Genomic DNA, 25572 nt, shown 5'->3' on the forward strand with positions numbered 1-25572 from the left:
TCCGTTCTCCAGATGTAGAAACGGCGATTACGCCTGCTCATGCATCGCATCCAGCAGACGAATTCGCCGCTTACTCATCATTAATCGGGGTTACTCGGGCTTCGCGCCCAGCCATTTCTCATGTAATGTGTCGTATTCCCCGCTGTCTTGCAAGCTTTTGAGCAGTGTGTTGACCTCTTCGACGAAGGCAGTGTCGCCTTTGCGAATGGCCATACCATAAGGTTCACTTGTGAAATTGCCACCAACCAATTGGAAGCTGTTATCCGTCTGTTGCATGCCGATGAGGATGATGTTATCTGTGGTCAGCGCTTCGCCTTTACCGGCTTTGAGAGCGGTGAACGCGTCCTGATAATTATCGAATTCAAGCACCTCAGCATCCGGGGCTTTCTCGCGAATGTTCTGAGCGGATGTGGAGCCTTTCACCGCGAGCACTTTCACACCGCTGAGACTTTCCAGACCGGTAATGGCACTATCATTTTTCACGAGCAGGGATTGGCCTGCTTCAAAGTAAACGTCACTGAAATCCACCTGTTCCTTACGCTCATCTGTAATCGTCATCGTGGCGATGATGATGTCGATGTCTCCATTTTGCAGCATGGGAATACGCGTCTTGGAAGTAACCTCTTTCAGCTCGACTTTCGTTTCATCTCCGAGGATCTGCTTGGCGAGTGCCTTGGCGATATCAATATCGAACCCCTCAACGTTGCCACTTGCGGGATCTTTCAATCCGAACAGCTTCGTATCATATTTCACACCGGCAATGAGTTTGCCGCGCTCTTTAATCTGCTCAATCGTGCCTTTCGCCACGGCGTCACCACCACCGCTCGCCGAAGGTGTATCTGTACCTGTGCTACAACCGGACAATACAAGCGAGAGAATGAGGACAAGCATAAATGATGGCCATTTCAATAATTTCTTCATGAATAAAGACCCCTTTCAAAATGGAATATTGGATTATTCTCAATGATGAATCAGACGGCTCAGGAATTGCTGTGCTCGTTCTTCTCTGGGGTTGTCAAAAAATTCTGCAGCTTGGGCCTCTTCTACAATTCGGCCTTCGTCCATGAAGATGACCCGGTCCGCAACTTCGCGGGCGAATCCCATCTCATGGGTAACGACGACCATGGTCATGCCATTATGGGCAAGGGAGCGCATAACATCGAGGACTTCCCCGATCATCTCGGGATCGAGTGCAGAGGTGGGTTCGTCAAAAAGCATGATTTTGGGCTCCATGGCGAGTCCCCTGGCGATGGCTACCCGTTGTTGCTGTCCACCGGACAACTGGGAGGGATAACTGTCTGCTTTGTCAGCAATGCCCACCCGGGTCAGATACTTCATTGCTGTTGATGCTGCCTGTTCTTTGGGTTGTTTGCGCACCTTCATGGGTGCAAGGGTGATGTTATCGATGACTTTTTTGTGAGGATAGAGATTGAAGTGTTGAAATACCATGCCGATGTCACGGCGGAAGAGGTTAATGTCCACCTTTTTCTGATGTAGAGGGATCCCACTGACGACAAGTTCACCTTCGGTAATAATCTCCAGGCGATTAATACAGCGGAGTAATGTGCTTTTGCCGGAGCCGGAAGGTCCGATAATGACGACAACCTCTCCTTCTTCAATGTGAAGATGGATATCCTTGAGGACATGAAAATGACCGAAATGCTTTTGGACACCCCTAAATTCAATCAAGAGTACACCCCATCCTTTCTGCAACGTTTGTGTGGAAAAGGAATAATAAGGAATTAATTGAAACTAGTTATTTAATCATACATAGTCATCCTGCTTCTGGCAATTGGTTTGTGATAAAACATGACATAAGTAATGGTCTTTCTAGGGCTATAGCCAGTAATTGTGTTATATATCTGTCATGTTATTAAATCTCTTGTGACGAATCCTGACAGAAAAATGAATCTAATCTCCTAGTTATTTACCAACCTTTGGAATAGATGTATAGAGTATACTGAAAGTAATGTTTGATTTATGACTCTGATCAACAAAACAAATACCATGAAGTTCTAACCGTACATGGCAAAAAAGCTCAACCCTGTGCATCCTGCCATTGATATGATGGAGCGGAGAGCACCCGTCTGAACGTAAAAAAGAAGGTCGTAGCGAAATATTGATCCCATAACGATTCCATTACAGGTAGAGAGGATGATTTTGCACGATGAATACATATCACTCCCCAATGTCGACAGGAGCAAGTGCTCAGTCCGATGTTCGAGCTTATGAAGTTAATTTGCCTGTCATTCCTGCTCAGGATTTTCAGCTTACAGACTATGGTGCTATTGGAGATGGTGTAACGGATAATACGGAGATGTTCCGACTCGCCATTGCGTCATGTGCCGAAGCGGGAGGTGGCAGAATCGTTATTCCTGCCGGGGTATGGCTTACAGGCCCGATTGTAATGCGCAGCCGGATCGAACTGCATGTGGAAGCAGGGGCACTGGTTACATTTAGCCGTGATTTTGATCAATATCCACTGATTGCATCTAGCTTCGAGGGCTGGCAGGTGGTACGTTGCCAATCCCCGATCGATGGTGATCAACTGGAGGATATTGCGATTACCGGTGAAGGGATATGGGATGGGGGCGGTGAAGCCTGGCGTCCGGTGAAACGCTCCAAAATGACCATTTCACAGTGGAACCGATTGGTTGCTTCGGGTGGCGTTGTTGAGCAATCCGATGGAGTTGAAGAGATCTGGTGGCCGTCCGCATCTGCACGTGAAGGCGGTGCCATTGCGAATCGTTTGCATCAGGAGCAGGTACGTGATGTGGCATCTTATGAAGAAGTCAGAGACTTTCTGCGCCCTAACATGGTCAGCTTGCGCAGATGCAAACGGGTACTGCTGGACGGTCCAACGTTCCAGAACTCGCCTGCATGGAATCTGCACCCATGGGCATCTGAGCATGTAACTATTCGTAACGTGAGTGTACGGAATCCGTGGTTCTCACAGAATGGAGATGGGCTGGACATTGAATCCTGCCGTCATGTGGTGGTGGAGCAGAGTGTATTCGATGTTGGCGATGATGCGATCTGTCTGAAATCAGGCAAGGATGCCGAAGGTCGTGAGTTGGGTCTTCCATCGGAGTACATTACCATTCGGAATTGCACGGTGTATCATGGGCATGGCGGTTTCGTGATTGGCAGTGAAATGTCCGGCGGCGTGCGGCATGTGCGTGTGTCGGATTGTACGTTTATCGGAACGGACATTGGACTTCGCTTCAAAAGCGCACGTGGACGCGGCGGGGTGGTTGAGGATATTCAGATTGAGCGCATCTATATGAAAGATATCATTATGGAAGCTATTTCATTTTCCTTTTTCTATGCGAATCAGGAAGGGTCTGCTCGGGGCAGTGATCTGTCTCAGGAAATTAGCGAAGAGACGCCAGTGTTCCGGGATATTCGAATATCGGATGTGGTCTGTGCCGGTGCTGACACTGCGTTGCTCGTAAGTGGGTTGCCGGAGCTGCCTTTGGATGGCGTTAGAATCGAACGCTACAACGTGCAAGCCCGCAGTGGTGTCCAATGTGCTCATGCAAAACATCTGTATATCGCTGAATTACATGCTCAGATTACGGAAGGTCCGCTAATTCATTTGCATCAGTGCAAAGGGGCAGAACTGGAAGATATTAAAGGCAAGGGTGCAGATGGTCGCCTTCTGATGGTGACCGGACACGAATCTGCAGGCATTGTATGTCGTGAATGTGATGCCGACACAGACGGCCGCCAGATCTCTGTTGGTCCTGAGGTACGAAATGGTGTGATCATTCGGAGGTAAACGGTATGTAATAAGGTTTATACAAGTTGGTCATATTCAGCCGCAGTGGCGTAGCCATCGATCCAGTAATCGTGGTGCTTCTCGATATAAGGGGGCGTATTCTCTGGAGCAAGGCTACCCACTCGGCTTCTATATGATGATATCTGATGATCTACCGATGTTCCTTGCGATAGCGCAGCGGTGTTGTACCGGTGACCTGTTTGAATGTTTTGTTAAAATGAGCCGTATGCTCGAATCCTACCTTCTCTGCGATCATTTGTACGCGCTCTTGTGTGGACAGCAATCTTCGCTGTGCCTCCCGGACACGAACAACACGCAAATATTCGCTAAACCGAAACCCGGTAAATCGGCTGAACATCCGGCTTAGATAGGATGGGCTGATATAGAAACGATTTGCTGCACCCTCCAGCGTAAGTGGTTCGGTATAGTTGTTATTTACATAAGTGACAATTTCGCTGATTTTGTCCTGCATCGGATGCAACGGACCTGGGCATGACTGCCGGATGATCTCTTCTACCCGATGAATACGGATCAAAAGTTGGGCAAGCAGACTTCGTACCGCGATCTCATAGTGAGGACGGCGCTCTTTGCACTCTTGCAGCATCTGCCACAATATGCGCTCCATCTCAGGCTGTTCCTCTTCAGGCAGGCGAAGGAGTCTTGAACAATTAAAAGGCAACAGGCCACATATGCCGAGTTCCATTCCCGTCGCAAAAGCAGGCGAAAAACCGATTAGAATCCGTTCGAATCCGGGAATGCTTCCTTTGGAGGTGGTATGTACATCGTGTGGATTAATCAGAATAAAATCACCCTTACGGGCAGACAGAATCTGACCATTCATGGAATAGACCCGCTCTCCTTCAAGCAGGTAATACAGTTCGTAGAATGGATGAGCGTGAGGCTGTGGCATACCGTTTCCATCATGTCTGCGCATATGTTCAATGGTAAATGAATGTCCCCCGATTCGATATTTGGGTCCAATTCGATCCTCTATGAGACTCATGGTACAGCACCCCTCTGCTTCACGGATTAACAACGATATCCATATCATAACGGAAAATCCATCTTTTTGTAAACGCTATCATTGGAAATGAAATATTTCTTTAATCCTATTGTTAAATACCAGGAGAACGAATCTGGCATGGCCCATGTGCGCTGTCAAGGTGACAAAACTTGAATGATGTTTTAGAGTAGTGAGAGAGAGGCAAAACTCTGGTTAAGGAGTGTCTCGACTATGATTTGGAAGGAAGGAAACAGGTTATGACGACACATGAATTATCGCCATTGGTTGCTGCGCTCAATATGCAACCTCACGTTGAAGGCGGTTGGTATAAGGAAGAATGGAAGGCATCCTATCAGATTCCTCAATCCGTTCTGCCGGATGCATACTCCGGCCCACGATTCTCGGCAAGTTCCACGTATTTCTTGCTGCACGCACATGAGATCTCCGAGTGGCATACGGTTCTGTCCGATGAACTTTGGCTGTGGCACAGCGGCAGTCCAGTTGAACTGAAGCTGGGCGGCAACGGGGAGAACCCGGAGAACGAGGAAGTTCTCGTTCTGGGAATGGATATTGCTGCAGGACAATCGCCACAGGTGCTCGTTCCTGCCGGCGTATGGCAGACAGCACGCCCGCTGGGCGATGAGCCTGTACTGGTAACTTGCGTAGTAGCGCCAGGTTTCCACTTTGATGATTTCAAGCTGGTATCCAAAGGCGAATAGTAAGTACTTGATATGAGAAATGAAAATCCCGATCCGAGATGCTCAGGCATCCGAATCGGGATTTTTTAGTTATTTGAATGATGTAGTTAGAAGTTAAAGTTGTCTGGATCAGAACCAAAGCGCTTGTTCTCGTTCAGGCCGTTAATCTGCTCTACTTCTTCCGAAGTTAATTCAAAATCATAGAGATCGGCATTTGCGTGAATACGCTCAGGCGTAACGGATTTCGGTATCGTCACGATGCCGTTCTGCAGATCCCAGCGCAGAATTACTTGTGCGGGGGACTTGCTGTATTTGGTGGCGATGTCCTGAAGCAACGGATGATCCATCAGATGACCTTGTCCGAGCGGAGACCAGGCTTCGATCTGAATCTGATGTTTGTTGCAGTACTTACGAAGCTCCGATTGAATCAGTAGTGGATGAAGCTCCACCTGATTTACCGCAGGTTTGATCGTGGCATCGATCATCAGGTCTTCCAGATGGTGAATCTGGAAGTTGCTCACGCCGATCGCGCGGATACGTCCTTCTTTATGGAGTTTCTCCAGCGCTCGCCATGTGTCTTTGTACTTGCCTTTGACCGGCCAGTGGATGAGATAGAGATCCAGGTACTCCAGTTCGAGTCGTTCCATGCTTGCCTCGAAGGCAGCCAGCGTGGATTCATATCCCTGATCACTATTCCATACTTTAGTGGTAATGAACAGATCTTCACGGGCTACTCCGGATTCACGAATACCTTGAGCAACACCTGTTTCGTTGTTATACGCTTTGGCGGTATCGATACTGCGATACCCGGCTTGAATCGCCGTTTTGACAGCATGAACGACTTCGTCTCCGTCTTTAACTTTGAATACGCCAAAACCCAGCCATGGCATTTTGACTCCGTTGTAGAGCGTGGTTGTGTCCTGCACGTGTTTCATGATCCGAAATTCCTCCTCTTATTGATCCTTTGTTCCACTATGTAATTACCCTGCTGTTCCGCGGCCAATCGATATCGAAGAGCCGTCTTGATTGATTATACTAAAAACTTCCTTGTATTGGAAAATAACATGATCTATCTTACGAAGTAAACGCCGCTATTATCCTTTTTCTTCAACCAGAGGTTTGGTTTTGACGCTTGTGGGTGATAAGATGAAGTATACGATATATGGAAGTCAAGACTGTACTATTGGAGATTTTACATAAGAAACGAAGAAGTGCGGAATCGGGTACACGCCGGCCGTGCGATTAACGATAAAGGAGCAAGAATACAATGGCTAAACCTAAACAAACCAAAAAAGCAGCAGCCTGGTCTCTCGTGGTGATGGGAGCGGGATTTGCTGCATCCTTGCCGTTCCAGGGCGTTCCGGTGGGCAAGTTGCTGGTAGGATCATTTGAAGCAGGACTCGTGGGTGGACTGGCGGACTGGTTCGCAGTTACGGCGCTATTCCGTCACCCGCTGGGCATTCCCATTCCTCACACAGCATTGCTGCCAAAAAATCGGGATAAAATGACCGAAGGTCTGGTCTCCGCAGTAGAGAATAACCTACTCAACAAAGACAGTATTACCGAGAAAATTGCAGATTTCAAAGCAGCTGAGACGGTGCTCGATACATTGACGCGTGAGCTTCACAATGACGGGATCAAGACGATGATTGATACACTCTGCAAACGAATTCTGGCGGGTCTGCCGTTAGAGCAGATTGCTCCACTCGTAGCGGGTGAGATCAAGTCACAGGCGGGCGCCTTCGATCTGGGGCCGATTCTGGAACGGGCTGCCCACCAGATGACAGAGCGGGGCTACGACGCCAAAGCGTTGGACTACGGACTGAAGCAAGCCGAGGAGTGGCTCGTTAAACCGGAGACAATCATGTTTTTGGGTGAAAGCGGCATGAAAGCCATCAGCGGTATTCAGATGAACGGGTTGATGCAGTTTGCGATGAATGCATTCCTTGGTTATATGAACGAGGAGCGCCTGGGTGGCATTTTGCAAGGATATCTCTTCGATCGGGTAGAGGATATGAAACGTGAAGGTAGCGCGCTAAGGTACAAAGTGTTGGATCTGGTACGTACCCAGACAATAAGGCTCGCGATAAGTGATAGTGTGCAAGATGGAATCAACAGCTGGAAGAACAATATGCTGGATGGCTGGAACGCCGAGGAAACCGTGCTGAACAAGCTCACCGAACTGAGAGATAAAGCGCTCGCCGCGATGGAAGATGGACAGTATGTAGATATGTATGCGCTGCCTGCCATTGAGCGGGTATTGGTTGATCTGCGGACAGATCATGAGTTGATGACGGGTATGAATGCCAAGATTGTAGATGGCGTCACAACATTGCTGGAGAAAAACCATTCCAAAATCGGTAAACTGGTGCGCGAAAATGTGGACAAAATGGACAATGCTACTTTGGTTTCGATGATTGAAGATAAGGTTGGACAGGATCTGCAATGGATTCGGATCAACGGAGCCGTTACCGGATTTGTTATCGGGATTGCGCTGACTGCGCTGCAGATGGCATTGGCATAACAGTTCAACATGGTAAAATAAAGGGCCGCTCTTTCGAAGAGCCGGCTCTTTTTGTCGTAGAAGGGAAAATTACATGTATATGATGCAAGAAATAGGAAAGTGGGTAATGTACACCAAAGTGTCTAATTTGAATCATATAGGAAGAAAGTTACATGAAAACGATGCTCTCAGCCGATGTGGTCATGTTGATTTTGTACTATGATGCAGGTAACAGATGAATAGGGCGTGCTTCACATATCGTGAGTGCCTCCATTCTACCAAGAGGGGGGATCGGTATTAAACGTGCAGGATCGCTAATGAGTTTATTCACACTGATGATGGTGTTAACTATATTTCTGGGAGGTTGTCAGAACATGAATGCAAGTGAGAAGGAAGCTCTATACCAAGAGGCTGAAGCAACCGTAATCCAGCACTTCAAACAGAAGTTCGAACTGGATGTTGTGATTACAAGCAAAGAGTTGTTGCCGGAAATGGCAGTGTCCCAGATTGGACTGAAAGGGCATGTGAAAGATCATGAAGATCAGAGCTTTGGCATTTCGTACGACTACAAAAAGAAGGTCACCAAGAACCTAGTTATCAGCCCTGAAATTGAGGAAGTGATGATGGCCAAGGGACACGATCCATACGTCAAATAAAGGGAGGTGCAGTTATTGAGTAACGGGTCCAATATTGATGATGAAACGTACAAAACGATGTCTGATCTAGCCTATCAGGATCAAAAGGCTGGAGATCGATTAACGGAACTTCCCGGATGGGAGGTCCTTGAGGGGACGGAAAGTAACAATTTTTCCGGTTTTGATGCCGTAACATTTTATAATCCCGAGACCAAGGAAGCTGTCATTGCTTATCGTGGTACAGAAGGGAGTGCGTCCTTGGATCGCTCTGTACCTGACTTTGTCATGGATGGGCGCATCGGGGGCGGAGAGTTAATTCGTAAGGGCCAGCAGGAGGCCGGAAACTTTGTCAATAATCTTACGCCGGATTGGCTCGACAAAGGGGTCGAAGGCGTCAAGGACTTCACCGGCATATCCAAAGTGGAGGATTGGGCTGGTGACAGGGTAAGAGGCGTAGAGAACTGGACGGGTGATCGTGTAAAAGATATTGAAAAAACTGTCTCCCCTACAGGCTGGGCCAACCAGATGTATCAATCCGAAGACTATGCAAATCACATGCAGAACAAGCATAAGGATCTGAATTTTTCGATGACCGGACATTCCCTGGGCGGTGGAAATGCACAATATGCATCCGCTTATACCGGAATTCCAGCCGTGACGTTTAGTGCACCATCTGTAATGGGTAATTTGACGCCAGAAGTGCGGCGCCAGGCTGAAGCGGGTGCATTTGACGGGCAGGTTGTGAACTATGCAAATCCCAGTGATCTGGTAGCTAGCGGAACGCTCGGAGGATATGATCGGCATGTGGGATCGACCTATTACATCAACTCCGATTATGACTCGGCGAATGATGGCGTGAGCATCATCGATAAAGCCAAGAACTCGTTTGGCGGGGAAAACTACCACAGTCTGGATCAATATGATTTCAAAAATGGTTACATATCCAATGACCTGTATGATCCGATTACTGGAGAAAGAATCCGCTATTCACCGCGCCTTATGGATCACATGGGGCCGTTCAGCAAGAACTTCGGTCCGTTACGTTCCAAGTCTGGTGGCGGTGGAGGTATGGCTTCGGCTGCTGCGGCTTCCGGTCTGATTCAGGTAACGCCGGAAGAACTGAAAAGTGTCGCTTCACGGTGGAAGCAGAATGCACAGCAGTGCAATGCGGAGTTGAATCAGGTACGAACCCGCATGGCTCAATATCTGCATACGAGTCGCAGTCGCAGATTGGAGCCGATTGTCACCCAACTGGACGCATCCATTCATGAGCTTGGCACATGGCATATGAAACACACCAGCCAGTTCCTTAACTTTATTGATGAGAAGGCGGATGCTTTCCGGCAGGCGGACGAGAGTCCGGTTCATTTTAATTAGGATTCTTGGGTGGCTAGCGTTGATATCACGTACATAGGGGAGGGGAACACGAGTGGGTGGACAATTGCTGGTGGAATTGAATGATCTTCGGATTGCGGAAAAAGAACTGACACAGCTGCTTGCCCGTCTGCAAGCCGATGAACAGGAAGCGAGGGCGCTATACAGTCGCCTAAACGATTGGAAGGGGCAGTCTGCAGATCATACAAGGCAGCAGATTGAAGAGTTTTTTGCGGGCCTGTCCAGACGCATTCAATCCATTGAACAGCAGAAGAAAAGCTTGCTGCAATACATTGAGATTATGATCCAGACGGATCAGGAACGCTAAATAGTGGTAAGGCTGATGCCATATTGCGGGTGGTAATCAGCGTTAATATGAATGTGACCGTGGAGCGGCATGATTAGTGCCTAAACCACGGATTGTAAAGAACATGGGTAGTCAATCAAAGATGATGATGATGATGATGATGATGATAGCTAAAAAGCCTATGGCAGATCGGGTTTGATCCCGACGCCATAGGCTTTTTTCTACTCTTAACTTGTCTCAAGTTATCGTAAATTGCAATTTAGTTCTTAACGTTTTTTGCGACGTGTAGCCAAAGCGATCCCCAAGAAGGACAAGATCAGGGCCAGAATGGATACGATCAATGTTGCTTGTTGAAGCTTCAGCGTACCCGGGTCTGTATCCGTGTTGTTCGGCTCACCTGTAACGGTGTCATTGAGTGCATCGCCCAGCGTGGTGTCATCGTTTGCTTTGCTATCGTCGGTAGCTGCATTATCCCCAGTGGCTCCTTCTGTACCTGCACTATCATGTCCATCGTTGGCATGACCTCCACCTGCCGCAGCATTACCAGCAGCAGCCGGATCTTCGCTAATCGTCGTAATACTATGCGGGTTGGCGTCACTTGGTTGGCCTGTCCATTCTACAATGCTGCCATCGCTGTAATATTGGAATGCATCCCAAGCCACTTCAGCTTCAGCCGTAGGGTTCTGTGCAACAAAGTTGAACTGTTGGAATTGTCCTGCCAGAATGCCCTCGTTATCGCCGTCAATTTCCCACGTAATCGATGTTACTTCATTGGAATCGTTCTTCTCGGTGGTGATTTTCCAGCCTGCCAGTGGTTGGTATTGCTTGAATGCAACACCTTCTGGAACTTTCATCGTGATTTTGGTCGTAGGCAGTTCTTTCTCGGATGGAATCTTAATCGTATACGTCTGCCATGCGCTTGTCTGTGCAACGGATGGGCTAACGGTAACGTGAGCGCTCGCGAATCCGGCGAATAACATGAATGCTGCGGTACCTGTTGCGATAGTGGATGTTAGTTTGGAAATCCATGATGTTTTCTTCAAAATAAAAAACCCCTCTCAGTTCTTATCATATATGATGCGGCCCATTTTCTTAAATGAGTGTCTACGTTCTGCAAAGGCCGTTTCGGTTACGAATGGTTCTTACGAACTCCGTTATTCCGGGATTTTTATACAACTTTATAAATTTAACTAAATTCGGTTTACACATACACTCCGATGACAGAATAACCCTCCAATCGCTGTTATCCCCAGATTTTTTTGATTCCCTTTTCTCAAAGGGAAAATCCGGTGATAAAGGCGAACGCTTCGCTTTTTCAGGTTTTTTCTGTCCTCTCCGTTTCAGTGCAAACATTAGTTCAATTTATATTTAGTAAGATGAAATCCCGGAATAAAGGCTGAGCTTCGCTTCTCCAAAATCAATTCGTTCCCTTCACTACATTTGCAGTTTGTAGAAACACTAATTTTAGATTGGGTCACTTTTCAATATAAACGTTGTGTAACTATGGCTTGGCGGTGTCGATCTCAAATTCGGCATCCAGTGCATCCAACGTCTTGGTCAGGAGATGTACCTTGATATTCCAACGTCCAGGCATGGAGATGTAATCTTCAGCCTTGTACACACCGGTGTCGTTTTTCGGAATGGTGATCTCATAGATCCCCATATCCATGTCCAGATGTGTGAGTGACAGTGTGATCTGTTCCAGATCGTTAACGATGCTACCGTCTGCACGTTTCACATCGACTTCGAATTGGTTCTCTCCCGTTACATTGGGACTCACCTGAAGTGTGATCGCCGAGCCGTCTTCTGTAGTTTTTGTCTCCTGATACGGTCCGACCGCTGCCGGTTGTCCTGGGGACAGATGGGTCAGTACGGCGGCCAGAGCGAGAATCACAGCACCGGTGGCAAGTTCGGCTTTTAGGCTACCGGATAATCTGCTTCCCGTTGCTGCTCTTGCCAATCGGGCATGACGCCACGCGAAGACAAGCATCACAATAAGCAGGACAATCTTGCCGATCAGGACAAGACCATAGGCTGTTGTGAACAAGGAGGTCAGCACGGGTGCAGGCAGAATAATCAGACTGCTGTATATTCCTGTAGCGACCAGAGCGGCTACGGCACCAATCCCCCAGGCGGTAAACCTGCGAATGGCAACCCAGTATACTTCCCCTCGAACCTTCGATGGTAGCTTATCCGCCAGTGGAGGCAGACATATCGCCATGGCCGTCAATGCGCCAATCCAGAAAGCGGCACCGATCAGATGCACGAAATCCATAGCAATGGCGAGTCCACGTTGATCGGCAGCAGCAGGGTGTCCGGTCATGGCATGTGTGAACAACCAGCCGAGCACGAGCACAAGTGAGCCATAGGAAGACCAGATGCGCACACGGATGGAGCGATCCCGATCATATCCGGACAGAATAGTGACTGCCAGCAGCATCACGACCAGCATCTGCACCATCCAGATCTGGCCAAAGGATGTCAGCTTGAGCGCACTTCCGATTAGTCCCCAACTTAACTCGCCCAGCGCCACGCCAGATTCATATAACGTGTTCAGTGGCAGGCTGACCAGTGCGGCAAAAGAAGCGGCAGCATAGCTGATCCATAACAGTCTGTAGCTGCCCGGAACGTCCATAGGTTCTCTTGTCATGGAAGTCGGAGCGATCCGCAGCAGCAGGAACGCGAGCGTACCCAGAATGACAGAAAGCCCGAGATACTGAATCCAGTCGGTCAGGGATACGATCCATTTGAGAGGTCCACCTGTTGAACCGGAACCGGATGTGAGATCACTCAGCCCGGCAGGCGATCCGGAAGGCTCACCAATATGGAAAACATACACTCCCTGAATCGGATGCCCATCGGCAGATACAGCTTTCCAGTTGACGGCATATGTTCCGTTGCCAAGTCCGGCCAGAAGGCCAGTCTCCAGAATATGAGGGCGATCCGCATCGATCTGCACGTTTCCATCGTCTGCCTGAGTGCCGTCAGGAGCGGTAATTTTGATATCATAAAAGGCCGTCTGCAAGGATTCGTTGAACTCCAGCGTCAACCGCTCCGGAGCAGTTACGAGTATCTCATTCTCACCTGGCGAAGCCTTAACAATATAAGCATGGGCAGATGCCCACTGTGGCATAACAAGGCAGCATACGAGCAACAGGCTGATGACCAATGCCCAGTGCCGTTTGCCCCATTTCAGGGTAAAGCTTGTAAAAATCAAAAAAATCATCACCCTCAGGTTATAGATTTGTAGTCATTCATGGCGTTTTAAACACAATCTAACCCATTATAACTTTGTCCAAAATGATTGCGTATGACTACATTGGGCTATAAAAAAACGATTAAGTCTACATAAATGTGACAAAAGCATGAATGATATGCAACTTGTTTCTTATGTATCCTGATTCGAAGCAGCAAAAGTTTATTTGCGAAGCTTGCGGCCTGCAAGCCCGCTCTCCAGTGCATAGCGGGTGAGTTGTACCCGATTTTCAAGCTGCAACTTCTGCAAAATGTTCTTCAAATGATTCTTCACTGTCTGGTCGGAAATGCCGAGCTGATCAGCGATCTCCCGATTGGTATATCCTGCGGATACCCACTGCAGAATCTCAAGCTCCCGCGCTGTTAGCGGGTTATTTTGCACATCTTCACTGCGTGGTGCGGGAAACTCCTGCAAAATCCGGTAGGCCAGTTCCTTGCTGAGTGGTGCATCGTCACTGACGATGGCGCGCAGGTACTCCAGCCAGGTGGAAGGCGTTAGATTTTTAAGCAAATAGCCTTGAGCGCCTTGTTTCAGTGCTTCGAACAGAAAGGTCACATCATCCGACACCGTGACCATCACGATAATAACATAAGGGAAGCGCAACTTGATTTGACGGGTGGCTTCCAGTCCATCCATGTCGGGCATCTGCACATCCATCAGGATCAGGTCAGGCATCCATTGTCCGGTGAGCTCTAGCGCTTCCTGTCCATTCTGAGCTGTGCCAATCACTTCAAACAGACTGTCCTCGGATAAAATACTACAGATCGCTTCACGCGCATGCGCATGATCATCAACAACCAATACACGTACATGTTCCATGTTAGGCATGCTCCTTTCCAATCGTCATTCGTGTATGCCCCGGTCTTGAATCGAGGGTAAAAGACCATCCCATCTCGGCAGCACGCTCCTTCGTAATTCGCAGTCCGTACCGATCCTTCAGATGAAGAGGATCTCCACTCAGTCCATTCCCATTATCCTGAATATAGATGAACCAGGCAATCGGGTTACCTTCTGCGTGAACCTGAACGTGTGTAGCCTGCGCATGTTTGCGTACATTTAATAAACCCTCCCGGATACAGGCCAGCATCTCCACTTGCTCCTTGGCAGAGAACGTTACACCGCTTAGATCCCAGTGAATCTGTGCACCAGGTACTGTTTCCTTGACGAGCACTTCGACCTGCGCATGTAGTGAGATAATCTCGGGTGCCGCGGTAGAGGAGGGAACATAGCGCAACTGGGCAATGGCTTGTCTCACATATGTATTGACTTCATGCACCGTTTTTTGAATCTCCTGGATCTCATACTCATGTCCGCTTCCGGCCAAACTACGGCCCGCTTTATCCGTCTTTACCGATAGCAGAAAAAGGGACTGGGATATGCCGTCATGAAGTTCCCGGGCCAATTGATCTCGGGCTTCCAGTGCGGCTTTGGCAGCCCGCTCTTGCTCCAGAGCAGCCCTGGCGCCTTCGAGCATGCGGAACAAGCGGCTGAGCAGTGTCACGCTGACAAGGTACACAATGACGGGGGTTAACCAGTTCCCGGCATCCATCGAAAGGTACGGCATCAGGAACTGATGGCGAATATATTCCCAGATGCCTACTGTGAAAGTGGGGATCAGCAGAATCATCCATTTGATTTGTTTATAGGACATGAATGCAGAACTCCTTTGATCTAGGATTAGCTGAATAACGTACTTTATTTATGCAGGGATGGGACCATTATAACGCAAGCTTGCCCAAGACCCTAGTCTGTATCTCTGGAGGAACTTGGGGAGGATCAGGGAGTATTTAGAAGGATATCTAAGAACAACAAGTGGTGAAATGTTGTCACGCTAGGTGAGGGTTGGTGTGAACAGCTGAGGAAGGCTGAGTCCGTTTTCCCTATCGGAGAAGGTCCTCTATACTTAATATAGAACGTGAATTCATTACAAAACATGTTAAGGAGTGACGCAACAACATGAGTCAAGAAGTATTGGAACGTCGCAGTGAATTGCTCAAAAAGAACATTCATCAGATGCTTGTTCAAGACAATCAGCACGGTATCAGTCGCCAAGACAACATGTTTTTGCAGCAGATGATTAGAGAGCTGCATCAGACCTCACATGAACTGAATACCAAATCTTAATGTAGAATCTGCACGAGAATGAAGTTGTCTGGTGTACGATTCATTCCATGAAAATGAAAATGGCGCTATCTCCGATCAGACCGGGGATAGCGCTTTGACTTTTTCAGGGGATATGGAATCAACTTTGTTCATCTTACAGCAACTGTTGCTGAGCGGTTCTTTTCTCAATATATCGAATGAACAACTCCGCAAGCTCCGGATCGAACTGTGAACCCGAACACGCGCGTAGCTCCCGAATGGCTTCCTCCACGTTCTTGGTCTCCTGATACGGTCGCTCTGTCGTCATGGCATCAAAGGAGTCGATCACGGTCAGCATCCGGCACAGCCGGGGGATCTCGTTACCCTTCAGACCGTAGGGATAGCCTTTGCCATCATAGCGTTCATGGTGTAGTTCAATATACGGAATTAGATCGGCGAAGCGATCGTTCGTAATCACCATTTTTTTGCCCCAAGTGACATGACCTTTAATCGTTTCCCATTCTTCTGCGGTGAGTTTGTCCTTCTTGTTCAGAATGGACCAGGGAATCTCCAGTTTGCCGATGTCATGAATCAACGCCCCCAGCACGAAACGCCGTTTCTCTGCATTGTCCAGCTTGAGCGATTCACTGATATCCAGAGCATACTTATAAACCCGTTTGGAATGTTTGAACGTATCCATATCCTTGTATCTGAACAGATTGAGCTGCTGCTCGATGTCACGAACATCCTGTACCAGATCAATCTCATGCTCCATGCCATCATTGCTGCCGTGACGGTGCACGTTGTTCTTGCCTTGTTTCTTCGCATAATACAGTGCTTTATCGGCCTGATCCACGAGTTGGGATTTGTTATACATATCCACCTCATAGGGCGCGACGCCACCAGAGAAGGAGAGACAACCGTGCGGAAACACTTCAACACCTTCAAACGGCGTGTCGTTCAGTTGTTTGCGCAGCTTGTTCATGAACTTGTAGGATTCGTCCAACTCCATGCCCGGCATGAGCAACGTGAACTCTTCCCCGCCATAACGAAATGCGGTAACAGGTGTACCCTCCGTTTTTCGCATCAGAAAATCCCCAAGCAGGGCTAGCAGGCTGTCACCTTGAAGGTGACCAAACCGGTCATTATACTTTTTGAAATCATCGATATCAATAAGTCCCAGACAGAGCGGCGTTCCCTGCGTTCGAGCGTTAGTCAGTTCGCTTTCTAACATGCTTTCGAAATAGCTATGGTTGAACAGACCCGTACGTTGATCCGTGTTGGCCTTTTCCTCAATCGTCTGATACATCACGAACAACTGCCTGAATGCATGGGAGAGCAGAATGCTAAGACTCAGATACAACAACAGGCCAAGTACGCCATTGTGCACAACCAAAATTGTCAGGACCAGCGCCAGAATCAGCGTACACAGATAAACCAGCAGGGATTCGGTAACGAATGCCCGCTTCATCTGCTGTAATGCATCCTTCGTCGAGAAATGAAAGAACAAGCCGAGCGTGATCGTGTTAATAATGAAGTAGGCTGCGAGCGCTGCGAAATAAGGAAACAGGTTATATCCATTCAACGTTCCCGATTGACCACCCGTCCACTCAAACACGGCAGCTGCTCCCGTAATCATAAGACTGTAGATGCTGAAATTGACGATATGTTTCCACCAGGTGAGTTTACGCTCTTTGATTAGCAGGATGATGGAGACAGGCAGCAACACCGATAGACTGAAAGCCCCGCCAAACATGAATATACAGGCGAGGTATACCGATGAGTCCATGGATTGCTGATTGCCTTTGGGTGGAATCTGGAACGTAAAATAATCCAGAATCAACGCTGCGCCCAGCATGGTGTAGACCATAACCCAATCTGCCGTGGATAGATGAAGATAAGACCACTTGTTCATGTACAGAAAAACACCGATACCGGTGCAGCTAAGCAAAATAACATACAGACTGCTTCGATCTGCCTTATGGATAAGGTTACGAATAAAGTTCATAAAAAATCTCCTGCTTGGGTTTAGTCTACTCTTGATGTGTATATAAATTGAGCTGATAGGTATTAACACTTACACTTCGATGACAGAACAACCTTCCGATCGCTGTTATCCCCAGATTTTTTGATTTTTTTTCCAAAAGGGAAAATCCCGGGATAGCATATGCTTCCGATGTAGCTTTCTTTCAGAAAGCTTTTAGGCGAACGCTCCGCTTCTTCAGGTTATTTCTGTCCTCTCCGTTCTAGTGTAAATGTTCAGTTCAATATATAATTGGTGTTCTTGTATTGAGGTATACTATATAGATGTATAACATATCAAGTTGCCTACCAAAAATCCAGAAAGAAAAAACAGGCCGCGGGCAGCCTGTTTATCTTGTTTGGCGGTATGGATACTAGCCGCCCAGCTTGTATCCTGAAGTTAATGCCACAACGACAGAAGCCACGATGATTGCGTTGATGACAATGCGGGAATATTTCACACCTTCAAATTTTTTCATGGAGAAGACCTCCCTTCCTTGGAGTCTGACTGAGCTTCTTCAAGCCTGATGAGTTTTAGCAGGTTGAACAGCCTTTTTGTCCCGATTCACCATCATGTACTGGATAAACAGGAATATGCCAACATTCATGACCACATCACCGATGCTAATCACCTGAGTCCGTGGATATGGGCTGGACAGCGGGATGATATCACCGAGAAAGGGCAGGTGTGTAGACGCATCCATCATGAAATGCTTCGACACGGCGCCGCCTTCCCGGAGCATGTCTACATAGTAGGGTCCCAATACAGCGGAAGCTTCCACAGAAACCGGCATGCGCCCACCGTTTACAGCCATCACGGCAAAATTGAGAAACACACCAATCCAGATGAGCATGAAACCGGTATGGTGCCTGTTTAGCCACAGAAATGCGAGACCTGTAATGTAGACGGCAGCAAAGAGGTAACCATTAATGGATGCCACCCATTCGAATCGTTCCTGTAAATAGAAAATAAAGAACTGGATTAGCAGTAATACAGGGAAAATCCAACCACTTCGCAGCTTGAGTGCTGCAAACTGATTGAGCCCATGCCGCAACCCGCCCCGAAAAAATCCAACGATCAAGCCTAGAAGAATACCGTCGTATACCATGTGTAACTCCTGTTCGTTCGGAAATGTGCAAGTTGATTGCGTGTTTATGTACTTAAGACATTCGACTTGATATTGGTAATTCCTGCATGGGGAAAATGAATATTAGGAAGAAATTTGCAATATACTAAATAAAAAACCGTCTTTACGAACCTATGGGTCGAAACCCTTGTAAGATTCGGTAAAGACGGCTACTTATGATGCCAAAATACGAGTTTTAATTCGGTTGAAGATGGGAATTATTTTATTCGGAACCACCGTTCAGATAATTGAAGAAAGGCTGGTCCACCCAGAAGTCATACGTCGTAATATCCGCATCAGGCGCCAGCTTCAGGAAGCCTTCCCGAATGGCTTTGGCATTCTCTTTCAGAGAGAAGGATTGAGCGTAGTAATTGCCAAGCGCAATCTTATTATTGGAAATGACCGGATAGTTCGCCAAAGCAGTTGGTGAATAATACAGCGGCTGCCACCAGGAGCTGAGAATCAGTGGAGATGTACTGTCACTGTTCTTCTTGGCATATTTCAGAACAATGTCGTTGAAGCGAACTTTGTCAGCTACATTGTTGAACTCGAATTGAATGTCATATTCCTTCGCAGAAGCAATATAGTTGCCATTCTCGATCTGTGTCACTTTATAGTCAGGCGTTTCTTTCGGCTCGCCCCATTCCTTCAAATAAATGAAGGCAGATGTCTTCGGCTGGAATTGCACATCGGCGTCAATGCCTTCGCTACGCAGCAAACCAACCAACTGTACAGCATGCTGGATATTATCGTGGCCGTAAGTAAGTGTCAGCTCATCGATAAAGTTGGAATCAAAGCGGCTATCCTTCAAGTTGTAACCTGTTACGAGATCATCTCGAAGGGCCTGATCCACAATTTTTCTCAGTTCAGGTGACTCGATCAGATCCGCTGTGCGATATGCAGCATACAATTTGGAGTAGATGTCTGCATCGCCGGAACGTCCGATCTCGTGTTTATATTTTCCTTGGCTGATCAGGACGCGTCCAAGCAACGTATTAGCAAAATCTTTGCTTGCTACGCCACCCTTAAGGAGAGCAGGGTACAGGCTTTCGGGAATCAGACCTGTATCAATCGCCGCAGCCAGCTCCTGTGCGGCTTGTCCCTGAACACGGTTCGGGCTAATGCCAACTTTGGCAAGCGCTTTGGCTGTTTTCTCAGCAGGATACGTATAGGCGAGTTCCTTGAATCCAGCTGCTTTCACCGCGATGAAAACTGCTGCATAGGCGCTCAGTTGATCCTTGGCACGTACTTCTGTACCTGTAAGAACCCCATTATTGTATAAGGATACGGCAGCATCATAGGAAGAATCACCAGAGGCCAGATCGGTAAAGGCCGGGGCCTCAGCTGCGCTGTCGCTTGCTTGAGCTGCTGTCGTGATGGCTGCAATGGCTTGAATGAAATCACCTTTGGTAATCTGTTGCGGCAATTGAATGCTGTATTTCGCTTGCAAGAATTGAGCAAAATCCGCTGCGCTTTCCGTATAAGCAACTGGAGCCTGAGCTACTGGTCCTTTGACACTTTGTGAGGTGGTTGTTTTAGCCGGAGTTGCAGATGCTGCAGAAGCAGAAGCGGGCAAGCTTAGGCTGCCGAGTGTTACCGGAGCGGCGAGCAGGGCCGCCAGCGTGATCTGGGTGATTTTTTTCAAATGAATAGCCTCCTTAAAATGGGTTGGAAAATAATCAGCTTTGGGTTATAATTCTGACAAATCCTATATGAATAGAATAATTGGATTGACTTTAGCACGGAGACGCGCTGGATGTCAACGAAAAAAAAGCTTGATACAGAGCGGTTTCCAGAGCTTGTAAGAAAGCGAATCGTCAATTATATTCTAATTAAGTGTATACGCTCAAAGATTTATTGACAAGGATCGACAGTATCCGCTAGGATAAGAAAAAAAGAATGTTGAAAAGGGGTATTTTCAAAATGAAAAGAGGTTTATCGTTCGTCTTATCGATCATCATGTTGGCTATTTTGTTGGCAGCTTGTGGAACTTCGGCTTCCAAAGACGAACAATCCGCCCAAGGCAGTGATTCGGAGAAAACTCTTCGGATGGCTCTCGTACTTCCCGAAAAAATAGGGGTTAACCCTTTCTTTGTACAGATGGATGAAGGCTTCAAAAAAGCAGGCGAAGAATTCAAAGTAGATACCAAAACGATTGAATCAACAGACCCGGCAGCATTTGAACAAAATCTGCGTGCTGCAGTTGCCGAGAATTATGATCTGATTATCACAGCAACTTTCCAGGCAGAAGATGCATTGAAGAAAGTCGCTGCAGAAAATCCGGACAAGTCCTTTGCGATTGTAGATACAACCGTTGATCTGCCTAACGTTCGTAGCGTTGGTTTCCGTGAATATGAAGGGGCGTACCTGCTTGGTGCAGCTGCCGGATTGTCCACCAAAACAGATAAAGTCGGCATGATCGCAGCAATGGATGTACCATTGATCAAGAAATATACGGAAGGTTTCAAAGCTGGATTGGAATCCGTGAATCCGAGTGCAGAATTCTTCGTGAACTATGTAGGTGGATTTAATGACCCAGCCAAAGCGAAAGAATTGGCGCTGGTACAATTCGGCAAAGGCGCTGATTTCATCGCTGGCGCATCTGCTGTAGGCGATCTCGGCGTGTTCGAAGCAGCAAAAGAAAAAGGCTTCTATACTTCCGGTCAGGATACGGACCGCACAGTTGAAGATCCAGAACATATCGTATTGTCTCAATTGAAATCAACGGATACCGTTGCTTATGAGACTGTGAAAGATTTCGTAGAAGGCAACTTCAAAGCAGGCGCTGTTAACTACGGTTTGAAAGAAGACGGTGTAGGCCTGACTTACGTTACACGTGATAGCGAATCTCCGCTGAATGCTTTTGTTGGACAAGAAGTGATCGACCAAGTCAAAGCAATCAACGATGATATCGTATCTGGTAAAATCGTAGTCAAAGATCCATTACAACAATAGTTACGAATGCTTCTAATGTTCTTTACAATGAATGAGTGATGGAATGGATCAGCCGGCTGCCCGATCAGGCAGCCGGTTTTGCTGCTATTAAATGACCAGTATGTGTTCAACTTATCGTTTACACGATAACGAAGAGGACAGAAATAACCTGAAGAAGCAATGCTAAAAGCTTTCTGAAAGAAAGCTGCTTCGGAAGCATACACCTCGCATTTATCCCCGGATTTTCCCGTGTCAAAAGGGAATCAAAAAAATCTGGGGATAACGGCGATCGGAAGGTTGTTCTGTCATCGTAGTGGCGAGTGTAACCTTTTTAAGTTGAACTGAGGGGAGCGAACGCAAGATATGCTGTTGGAGATGGAGCAGATTACGAAGAAGTACGGCGACTTCACCGCTAACCGGGACATCCGTTTTAATTTGCGTGAGGGAGAGATTCATGCCCTGGTAGGTGAGAACGGAGCCGGTAAAACAACCCTGATGCGCATGCTGTACGGTATGGAACAGCCCACGTCAGGCACGATCAAAGTCAGCGGAAGTGAGGTGAGTTTCGCCACGCCGTCCCAGGCGATGGCCAGTGGCATCGGCATGGTGCACCAGCATTTCATGCTGTTCCCTTCCTTTACGGTGGCGGAGAACATCGTGATCGGACGCGAACCGGCTAAGGCAGGCGCATTTGACCGCAAAAAGGCAGCAGCCCAGGTAAATGAGCTTGGCAGACAATATGGCATGCCGGTTGACCCATGGAAAAAAGTGTCCGAGTGCCCGCTTGGCATGCAGCAGCGTGTTGAAATTCTCAAGGTGCTGCATCAGGGCGCAGACATCATTATATTGGATGAACCTTCGGCGGTACTGACACCACTTGAAGTGAAGGAATTGCTGGCGAATATGAAATCTCTCGCCAAGCTGGGCAAAACCTTTGTACTGATCACGCACAAGCTGCAAGAAGTCATGGATGTAGCCGATCGGATCACGGTTCTTCGGGATGGTCAGGTGACAGGCACGTTGGAAGCCAAAGATACACATGTGGAGGAATTGTCTCGTCTGATGGTTGGTCGTGAACTTGTGCGTATGGACAAGCAGCCATCGGTACCAGCTGAAGCGGTGCTTCAGGTGGAAGGGGTTAATCTGTCCGGAGCGAAGGATCGTTCGGCGCTCAAGGACATCCACATGAAGGTACGAAAAGGCGAGGTCGTGGGTATAGCAGGCATCTCGGGTAACGGCCAGTCGGAACTGATTCAGGTCATTGCCGGACTGCGTAAGGCAGACAATGGTCGTGTCTTGCTCTCAGGGCAGGATACAACCAACTGGCCTGTGCGGCGCATTCGGGAGCATGGACTTGCTCATATCCCGGAAGATCGTTATATGTGGGGAGCGGCCAAGGACGCAAGCGTTCGTGAGAATGGACTGATGGGACATCATCATCGCTTGCAGTCACGTGGCATTATCAAAGCCAAAGCAGCAAGAACGATGGTAGAGAGCTGGATCAAACAGTTTAGCATCAAGACAGGTTCTGCGGAGACCAAAGCACAGTTTCTGTCCGGAGGAAACTTGCAGAAGCTGATTGCAGCCCGTGAATTTGCACAGGATACACCGTTTCTGATTGCGGCCGAACCGACTCGTGGTGTGGATATCGGAGCGATGGAGACGATTCATGCTGAATTGCTGCGCAAACGTAGTGAAGGTGCGGGCATTCTGCTTATCTCATCCGAGTTGTCCGAGATTTTGCAATTATCTGATCGGATTATTGTCATGTATGAAGGCGAAATTGCCGGAGAACTGAGAGCAGAGGAAGCGACTGAGGAACAGATCAGCTTGTTAATGGCAGGAGGGAAAGAGCGGATATGAATCGGGTAAAAGAAACACTTCGCGGACTCGTACAGCCGCTGCTTGCCGTATTCATCGGTCTGCTTGCAGGGGCTGTGGCGATTCTGATCGTTGGCGGTAATGTGGTGGATACGTATGCGGAGATGTGGAAAGGGGCCTTCGGCAACTTCTACTTCTTCACCAATACGTTGGCTCGTTCCACACCAATCATCTTGGCAGGACTGGGTGTGGCGCTTGCATTCCGTGCCGGATTTTTCAACATGGGAGCCGAAGGCCAGATGATTCTTGGCGGGCTCAGTGCTGCGCTCACGGCGCTCTATCTGCCAGGGCCAGGCTGGTTCGTGTGTATTGCTGCGATTGTGGCAGGTATTCTTGCTGGGGGAATCTGGTCCCTGTTTGCAGGCTGGCTGGATGCACGCTTCGGTATGAACCTGCTGATCACAACCTTACTACTTAACTATATTGCGATTTATTTTGGCGGATACATGGTCTCTTATCCATTCAAGGATCGTACAGGATCGGCTGCAATGGCACAGACTCCGATGATTGATCAGAGCATCTGGTTGCCGAAGTTGTTCCAGGGTATGGGACTGCATGCAGGCTTCATCATTGCCATTGTAGCGGCTATTCTGATCTACTGGTTCACTCACAAAACGGTGACTGGTTACGAGATTCGCATGCTCGGCAGCAATCCGTCCTTTGCAACCTACGGCGGTGTTCGCCGCATTCGCATGATGATGCTGTCCATGGTCATCAGTGGCGGACTTGCTGGACTCGCAGGTGCAGGGGAAGTGCTCGGTACACAATACCGTTTCCTTGATGGCTCGCTGTCATCAGCAAGTTACGCATGGAGCGGCATTATGGCGACGCTGCTTGCCCGCTCGCATCCGCTCGGTACAGCTGTGGCAGCTATTTTACTGGCTGCGTTACAGACGGGGGCCATGGGTATGGAACGGAACACGGATGTGCCGCTGGAAGTCGGCAGTGTCATCCAGGCGGTATTGACGTTATTTGTATCAGCTCAGATCGGTTATTCATTCCTGAAGCGGAGAAAGGAGAAAAAGTCCAATGCAACAACTGTTTGATGCAGCCATGTTTGGCTCAACCTTGCGGATTATGACTCCAATCCTGCTTGCAGCGCTCGGTGGGGCTTTATGTTCTCGTGTAGGTCTGTTCAACGTGGGACTCGAAGGACTGGTGCTGATCGGTGCGTTCTCCGCTATTGTCGGTAATTATCTGTTTGGTAATGTGCTGCTGGCTGTACTGTTCTCGATTATTATTGTGATGTTATTTTCGGCGCTCTTTGCCTTTATAAGTATTAATCTGAAGGCTAACGCCATCGTGGTCGGGATCTCGCTGAACTTTCTGGCTGCGGGGGTGACGACCTTTGCATTGCGTGCGATTTTTGATGTAAAAGGTGCATACTACGATAAAGACATGGTGGGACTTCCCAAGTGGGATATTCCGCTGATCAAGGACATTCCGTGGGTGGGCGATGTAATATCTGGACATAGTCCGCTGGTCTATCTCGGCATTGTACTCGTGATTGCACTGCAATTTTATCTGTTCAAAAGTGTATCCGGCTTCCGTCTGCGCTCGGTCGGTGAGAACCCGATTGCAGCACAGAGCATCGGGATCAAAGTACGCGGCATCCAGTATGGTGCCGTTCTGATGTGCGGCGTGTTGTGTGCTCTGGCTGGGGCACAGTTGTCGCTCGGTCAGGTGACGATGTTTACCGAAGGCATGACCGCTGGGCGTGGTTTTATCGCGCTGGTGGCAACGATGCTTGGACAAGCCAATCCGCTTGGCGTCCTGGGCTCCAGTGTGCTGTTCGGCTTCATGGAAGCATTGAGTATTCGTCTGCAAGGATTTTCCTTGCCAACGCATTTCACGTTGATGCTGCCGTATATTGTAACGCTGGTCGCGATGTTCTTTTTCAAAGACCGTACCTATGCACAGGATGCACTGAAAGCGGGCGGAAGCTCGCGTTAATTCCTGAATGCCTATG

22 protein-coding genes are annotated in these 25572 nt (G+C 48.2%); 11 read left to right on the forward strand and 11 right to left on the reverse strand.

Annotated features, from left to right (window positions below; all coding sequences use genetic code 11):
• Positions 1 to 90: 90 nt before the first annotated feature.
• A complete protein-coding gene (locus MHI06_RS01910) occupies positions 91 to 921 on the reverse strand; it encodes a transporter substrate-binding domain-containing protein (protein WP_169480890.1) in 831 nt (276 codons plus the stop codon).
• 39 nt (positions 922 to 960) lie between these two features.
• Positions 961 to 1713 (reverse strand): amino acid ABC transporter ATP-binding protein, encoded by a 753-nt coding sequence (locus MHI06_RS01915; protein WP_340400220.1) that lies wholly within the window; start codon positions 1711 to 1713, stop codon positions 961 to 963.
• Between the two features lie 454 nt (positions 1714 to 2167).
• Here MHI06_RS01915 and MHI06_RS01920 point away from each other — a divergent pair, with 454 nt between their 5' ends.
• The gene (locus MHI06_RS01920) at positions 2168 to 3781 is read left to right on the forward strand and encodes a glycoside hydrolase family 28 protein (protein ID WP_340400221.1); all 1614 of its coding nucleotides are present in this window, start codon (positions 2168 to 2170) and stop codon (positions 3779 to 3781) included.
• Positions 3782 to 3932: 151 nt separating this feature from the next.
• Here the strand turns inward: MHI06_RS01920 and MHI06_RS01925 are convergent, their stop codons facing one another.
• Complete coding sequence (locus MHI06_RS01925; RefSeq protein WP_340400222.1) at positions 3933 to 4784, reverse strand: AraC family transcriptional regulator; 852 nt, start codon at positions 4782 to 4784, stop codon at positions 3933 to 3935.
• Positions 4785 to 5041: 257 nt separating this feature from the next.
• Between MHI06_RS01925 and MHI06_RS01930 the strand changes: the two genes are divergently transcribed.
• Positions 5042 to 5503 (forward strand): cupin domain-containing protein, encoded by a 462-nt coding sequence (locus MHI06_RS01930; protein WP_169480886.1) that lies wholly within the window; start codon positions 5042 to 5044, stop codon positions 5501 to 5503.
• 86 nt (positions 5504 to 5589) lie between these two features.
• On the opposite strand, the gene MHI06_RS01935 is transcribed toward MHI06_RS01930, so the two are convergent.
• Positions 5590 to 6417 (reverse strand): aldo/keto reductase, encoded by an 828-nt coding sequence (locus tag MHI06_RS01935; RefSeq protein WP_340400223.1) that lies wholly within the window; start codon positions 6415 to 6417, stop codon positions 5590 to 5592.
• Positions 6418 to 6749: 332 nt separating this feature from the next.
• Between MHI06_RS01935 and MHI06_RS01940 the strand changes: the two genes are divergently transcribed.
• From MHI06_RS01940 to MHI06_RS01955, 4 genes are all read left to right on the forward strand, one after another.
• Positions 6750 to 8006 (forward strand): DUF445 domain-containing protein, encoded by a 1257-nt coding sequence (locus MHI06_RS01940; RefSeq protein ID WP_340400224.1) that lies wholly within the window; start codon positions 6750 to 6752, stop codon positions 8004 to 8006.
• A gap of 353 nt (positions 8007 to 8359) precedes the next feature.
• Positions 8360 to 8641: a hypothetical protein gene (locus MHI06_RS01945; RefSeq protein WP_169480883.1), complete on the forward strand. Its 282-nt coding sequence runs from the start codon at positions 8360 to 8362 to the stop codon at positions 8639 to 8641.
• Positions 8642 to 8656: 15 nt separating this feature from the next.
• On the forward strand, positions 8657 to 9997 hold the full coding sequence (locus tag MHI06_RS01950) for a hypothetical protein (protein WP_340400225.1): 1341 nt from the start codon (positions 8657 to 8659) through the stop codon (positions 9995 to 9997).
• Positions 9998 to 10049: 52 nt separating this feature from the next.
• Positions 10050 to 10322: a hypothetical protein gene (locus tag MHI06_RS01955; RefSeq protein ID WP_017691024.1), complete on the forward strand. Its 273-nt coding sequence runs from the start codon at positions 10050 to 10052 to the stop codon at positions 10320 to 10322.
• Positions 10323 to 10567: 245 nt separating this feature from the next.
• Here the strand turns inward: MHI06_RS01955 and MHI06_RS01960 are convergent, their stop codons facing one another.
• From MHI06_RS01960 to MHI06_RS01975, 4 genes are all read right to left on the reverse strand, one after another.
• A complete protein-coding gene (locus MHI06_RS01960; protein WP_340400226.1) occupies positions 10568 to 11344 on the reverse strand; it encodes a YcnI family protein in 777 nt (258 codons plus the stop codon).
• Between the two features lie 458 nt (positions 11345 to 11802).
• A complete protein-coding gene (locus MHI06_RS01965; RefSeq protein WP_340400227.1) occupies positions 11803 to 13518 on the reverse strand; it encodes a copper resistance protein CopC in 1716 nt (571 codons plus the stop codon).
• A gap of 201 nt (positions 13519 to 13719) precedes the next feature.
• On the reverse strand, positions 13720 to 14376 hold the full coding sequence (locus tag MHI06_RS01970; RefSeq protein ID WP_340400228.1) for a response regulator transcription factor: 657 nt from the start codon (positions 14374 to 14376) through the stop codon (positions 13720 to 13722).
• A gap of 1 nt (position 14377) precedes the next feature.
• A complete protein-coding gene (locus MHI06_RS01975; protein WP_169480880.1) occupies positions 14378 to 15208 on the reverse strand; it encodes a histidine kinase in 831 nt (276 codons plus the stop codon).
• A 305-nt stretch (positions 15209 to 15513) separates the two neighbouring features.
• On the opposite strand from MHI06_RS01975, the gene MHI06_RS01980 reads away from it, so the two are divergent.
• Complete coding sequence (locus tag MHI06_RS01980; RefSeq protein ID WP_169480879.1) at positions 15514 to 15681, forward strand: hypothetical protein; 168 nt, start codon at positions 15514 to 15516, stop codon at positions 15679 to 15681.
• 133 nt (positions 15682 to 15814) lie between these two features.
• Here the strand turns inward: MHI06_RS01980 and MHI06_RS01985 are convergent, their stop codons facing one another.
• The 3 genes from MHI06_RS01985 to MHI06_RS01995 all read right to left on the reverse strand — a co-directional run bounded on the left by MHI06_RS01985 (position 15815) and on the right by MHI06_RS01995 (position 20433).
• A complete protein-coding gene (locus MHI06_RS01985) occupies positions 15815 to 17647 on the reverse strand; it encodes a diguanylate cyclase (protein ID WP_340400229.1) in 1833 nt (610 codons plus the stop codon).
• 532 nt (positions 17648 to 18179) lie between these two features.
• Positions 18180 to 18770, reverse strand: coding sequence for a DUF5317 domain-containing protein (locus MHI06_RS01990; RefSeq protein ID WP_340400230.1), 591 nt, complete (start codon positions 18768 to 18770; stop codon positions 18180 to 18182).
• Between the two features lie 241 nt (positions 18771 to 19011).
• Positions 19012 to 20433, reverse strand: coding sequence for a hypothetical protein (locus MHI06_RS01995; protein ID WP_169480876.1), 1422 nt, complete (start codon positions 20431 to 20433; stop codon positions 19012 to 19014).
• Positions 20434 to 20711: 278 nt separating this feature from the next.
• On the opposite strand from MHI06_RS01995, the gene MHI06_RS02000 reads away from it, so the two are divergent.
• From MHI06_RS02000 to MHI06_RS02015, 4 genes are all read left to right on the forward strand, one after another.
• The gene (locus MHI06_RS02000; protein WP_169480875.1) at positions 20712 to 21743 is read left to right on the forward strand and encodes a BMP family protein; all 1032 of its coding nucleotides are present in this window, start codon (positions 20712 to 20714) and stop codon (positions 21741 to 21743) included.
• Between the two features lie 342 nt (positions 21744 to 22085).
• Positions 22086 to 23585 carry an ABC transporter ATP-binding protein gene (locus MHI06_RS02005; protein ID WP_340400231.1) on the forward strand — a complete coding sequence of 500 codons (1500 nt, stop codon included), beginning with the start codon at positions 22086 to 22088 and terminating at the stop codon, positions 23583 to 23585.
• Positions 23582 to 24649, forward strand: coding sequence for an ABC transporter permease (locus MHI06_RS02010; RefSeq protein ID WP_169480873.1), 1068 nt, complete (start codon positions 23582 to 23584; stop codon positions 24647 to 24649). The genes MHI06_RS02005 and MHI06_RS02010 overlap by 4 nt, the downstream gene beginning before the upstream one ends.
• Positions 24633 to 25556, forward strand: coding sequence for an ABC transporter permease (locus MHI06_RS02015; RefSeq protein ID WP_169480872.1), 924 nt, complete (start codon positions 24633 to 24635; stop codon positions 25554 to 25556). Before MHI06_RS02010 ends, MHI06_RS02015 begins: the two co-directional genes overlap by 17 nt.
• The last annotated feature ends 16 nt before the right edge of the window (positions 25557 to 25572 follow it).

Origin of the sequence: Paenibacillus sp. FSL H8-0079 (assembly GCF_037991315.1) — a bacterium.
Taxonomy (GTDB): domain Bacteria; phylum Bacillota; class Bacilli; order Paenibacillales; family Paenibacillaceae; genus Paenibacillus.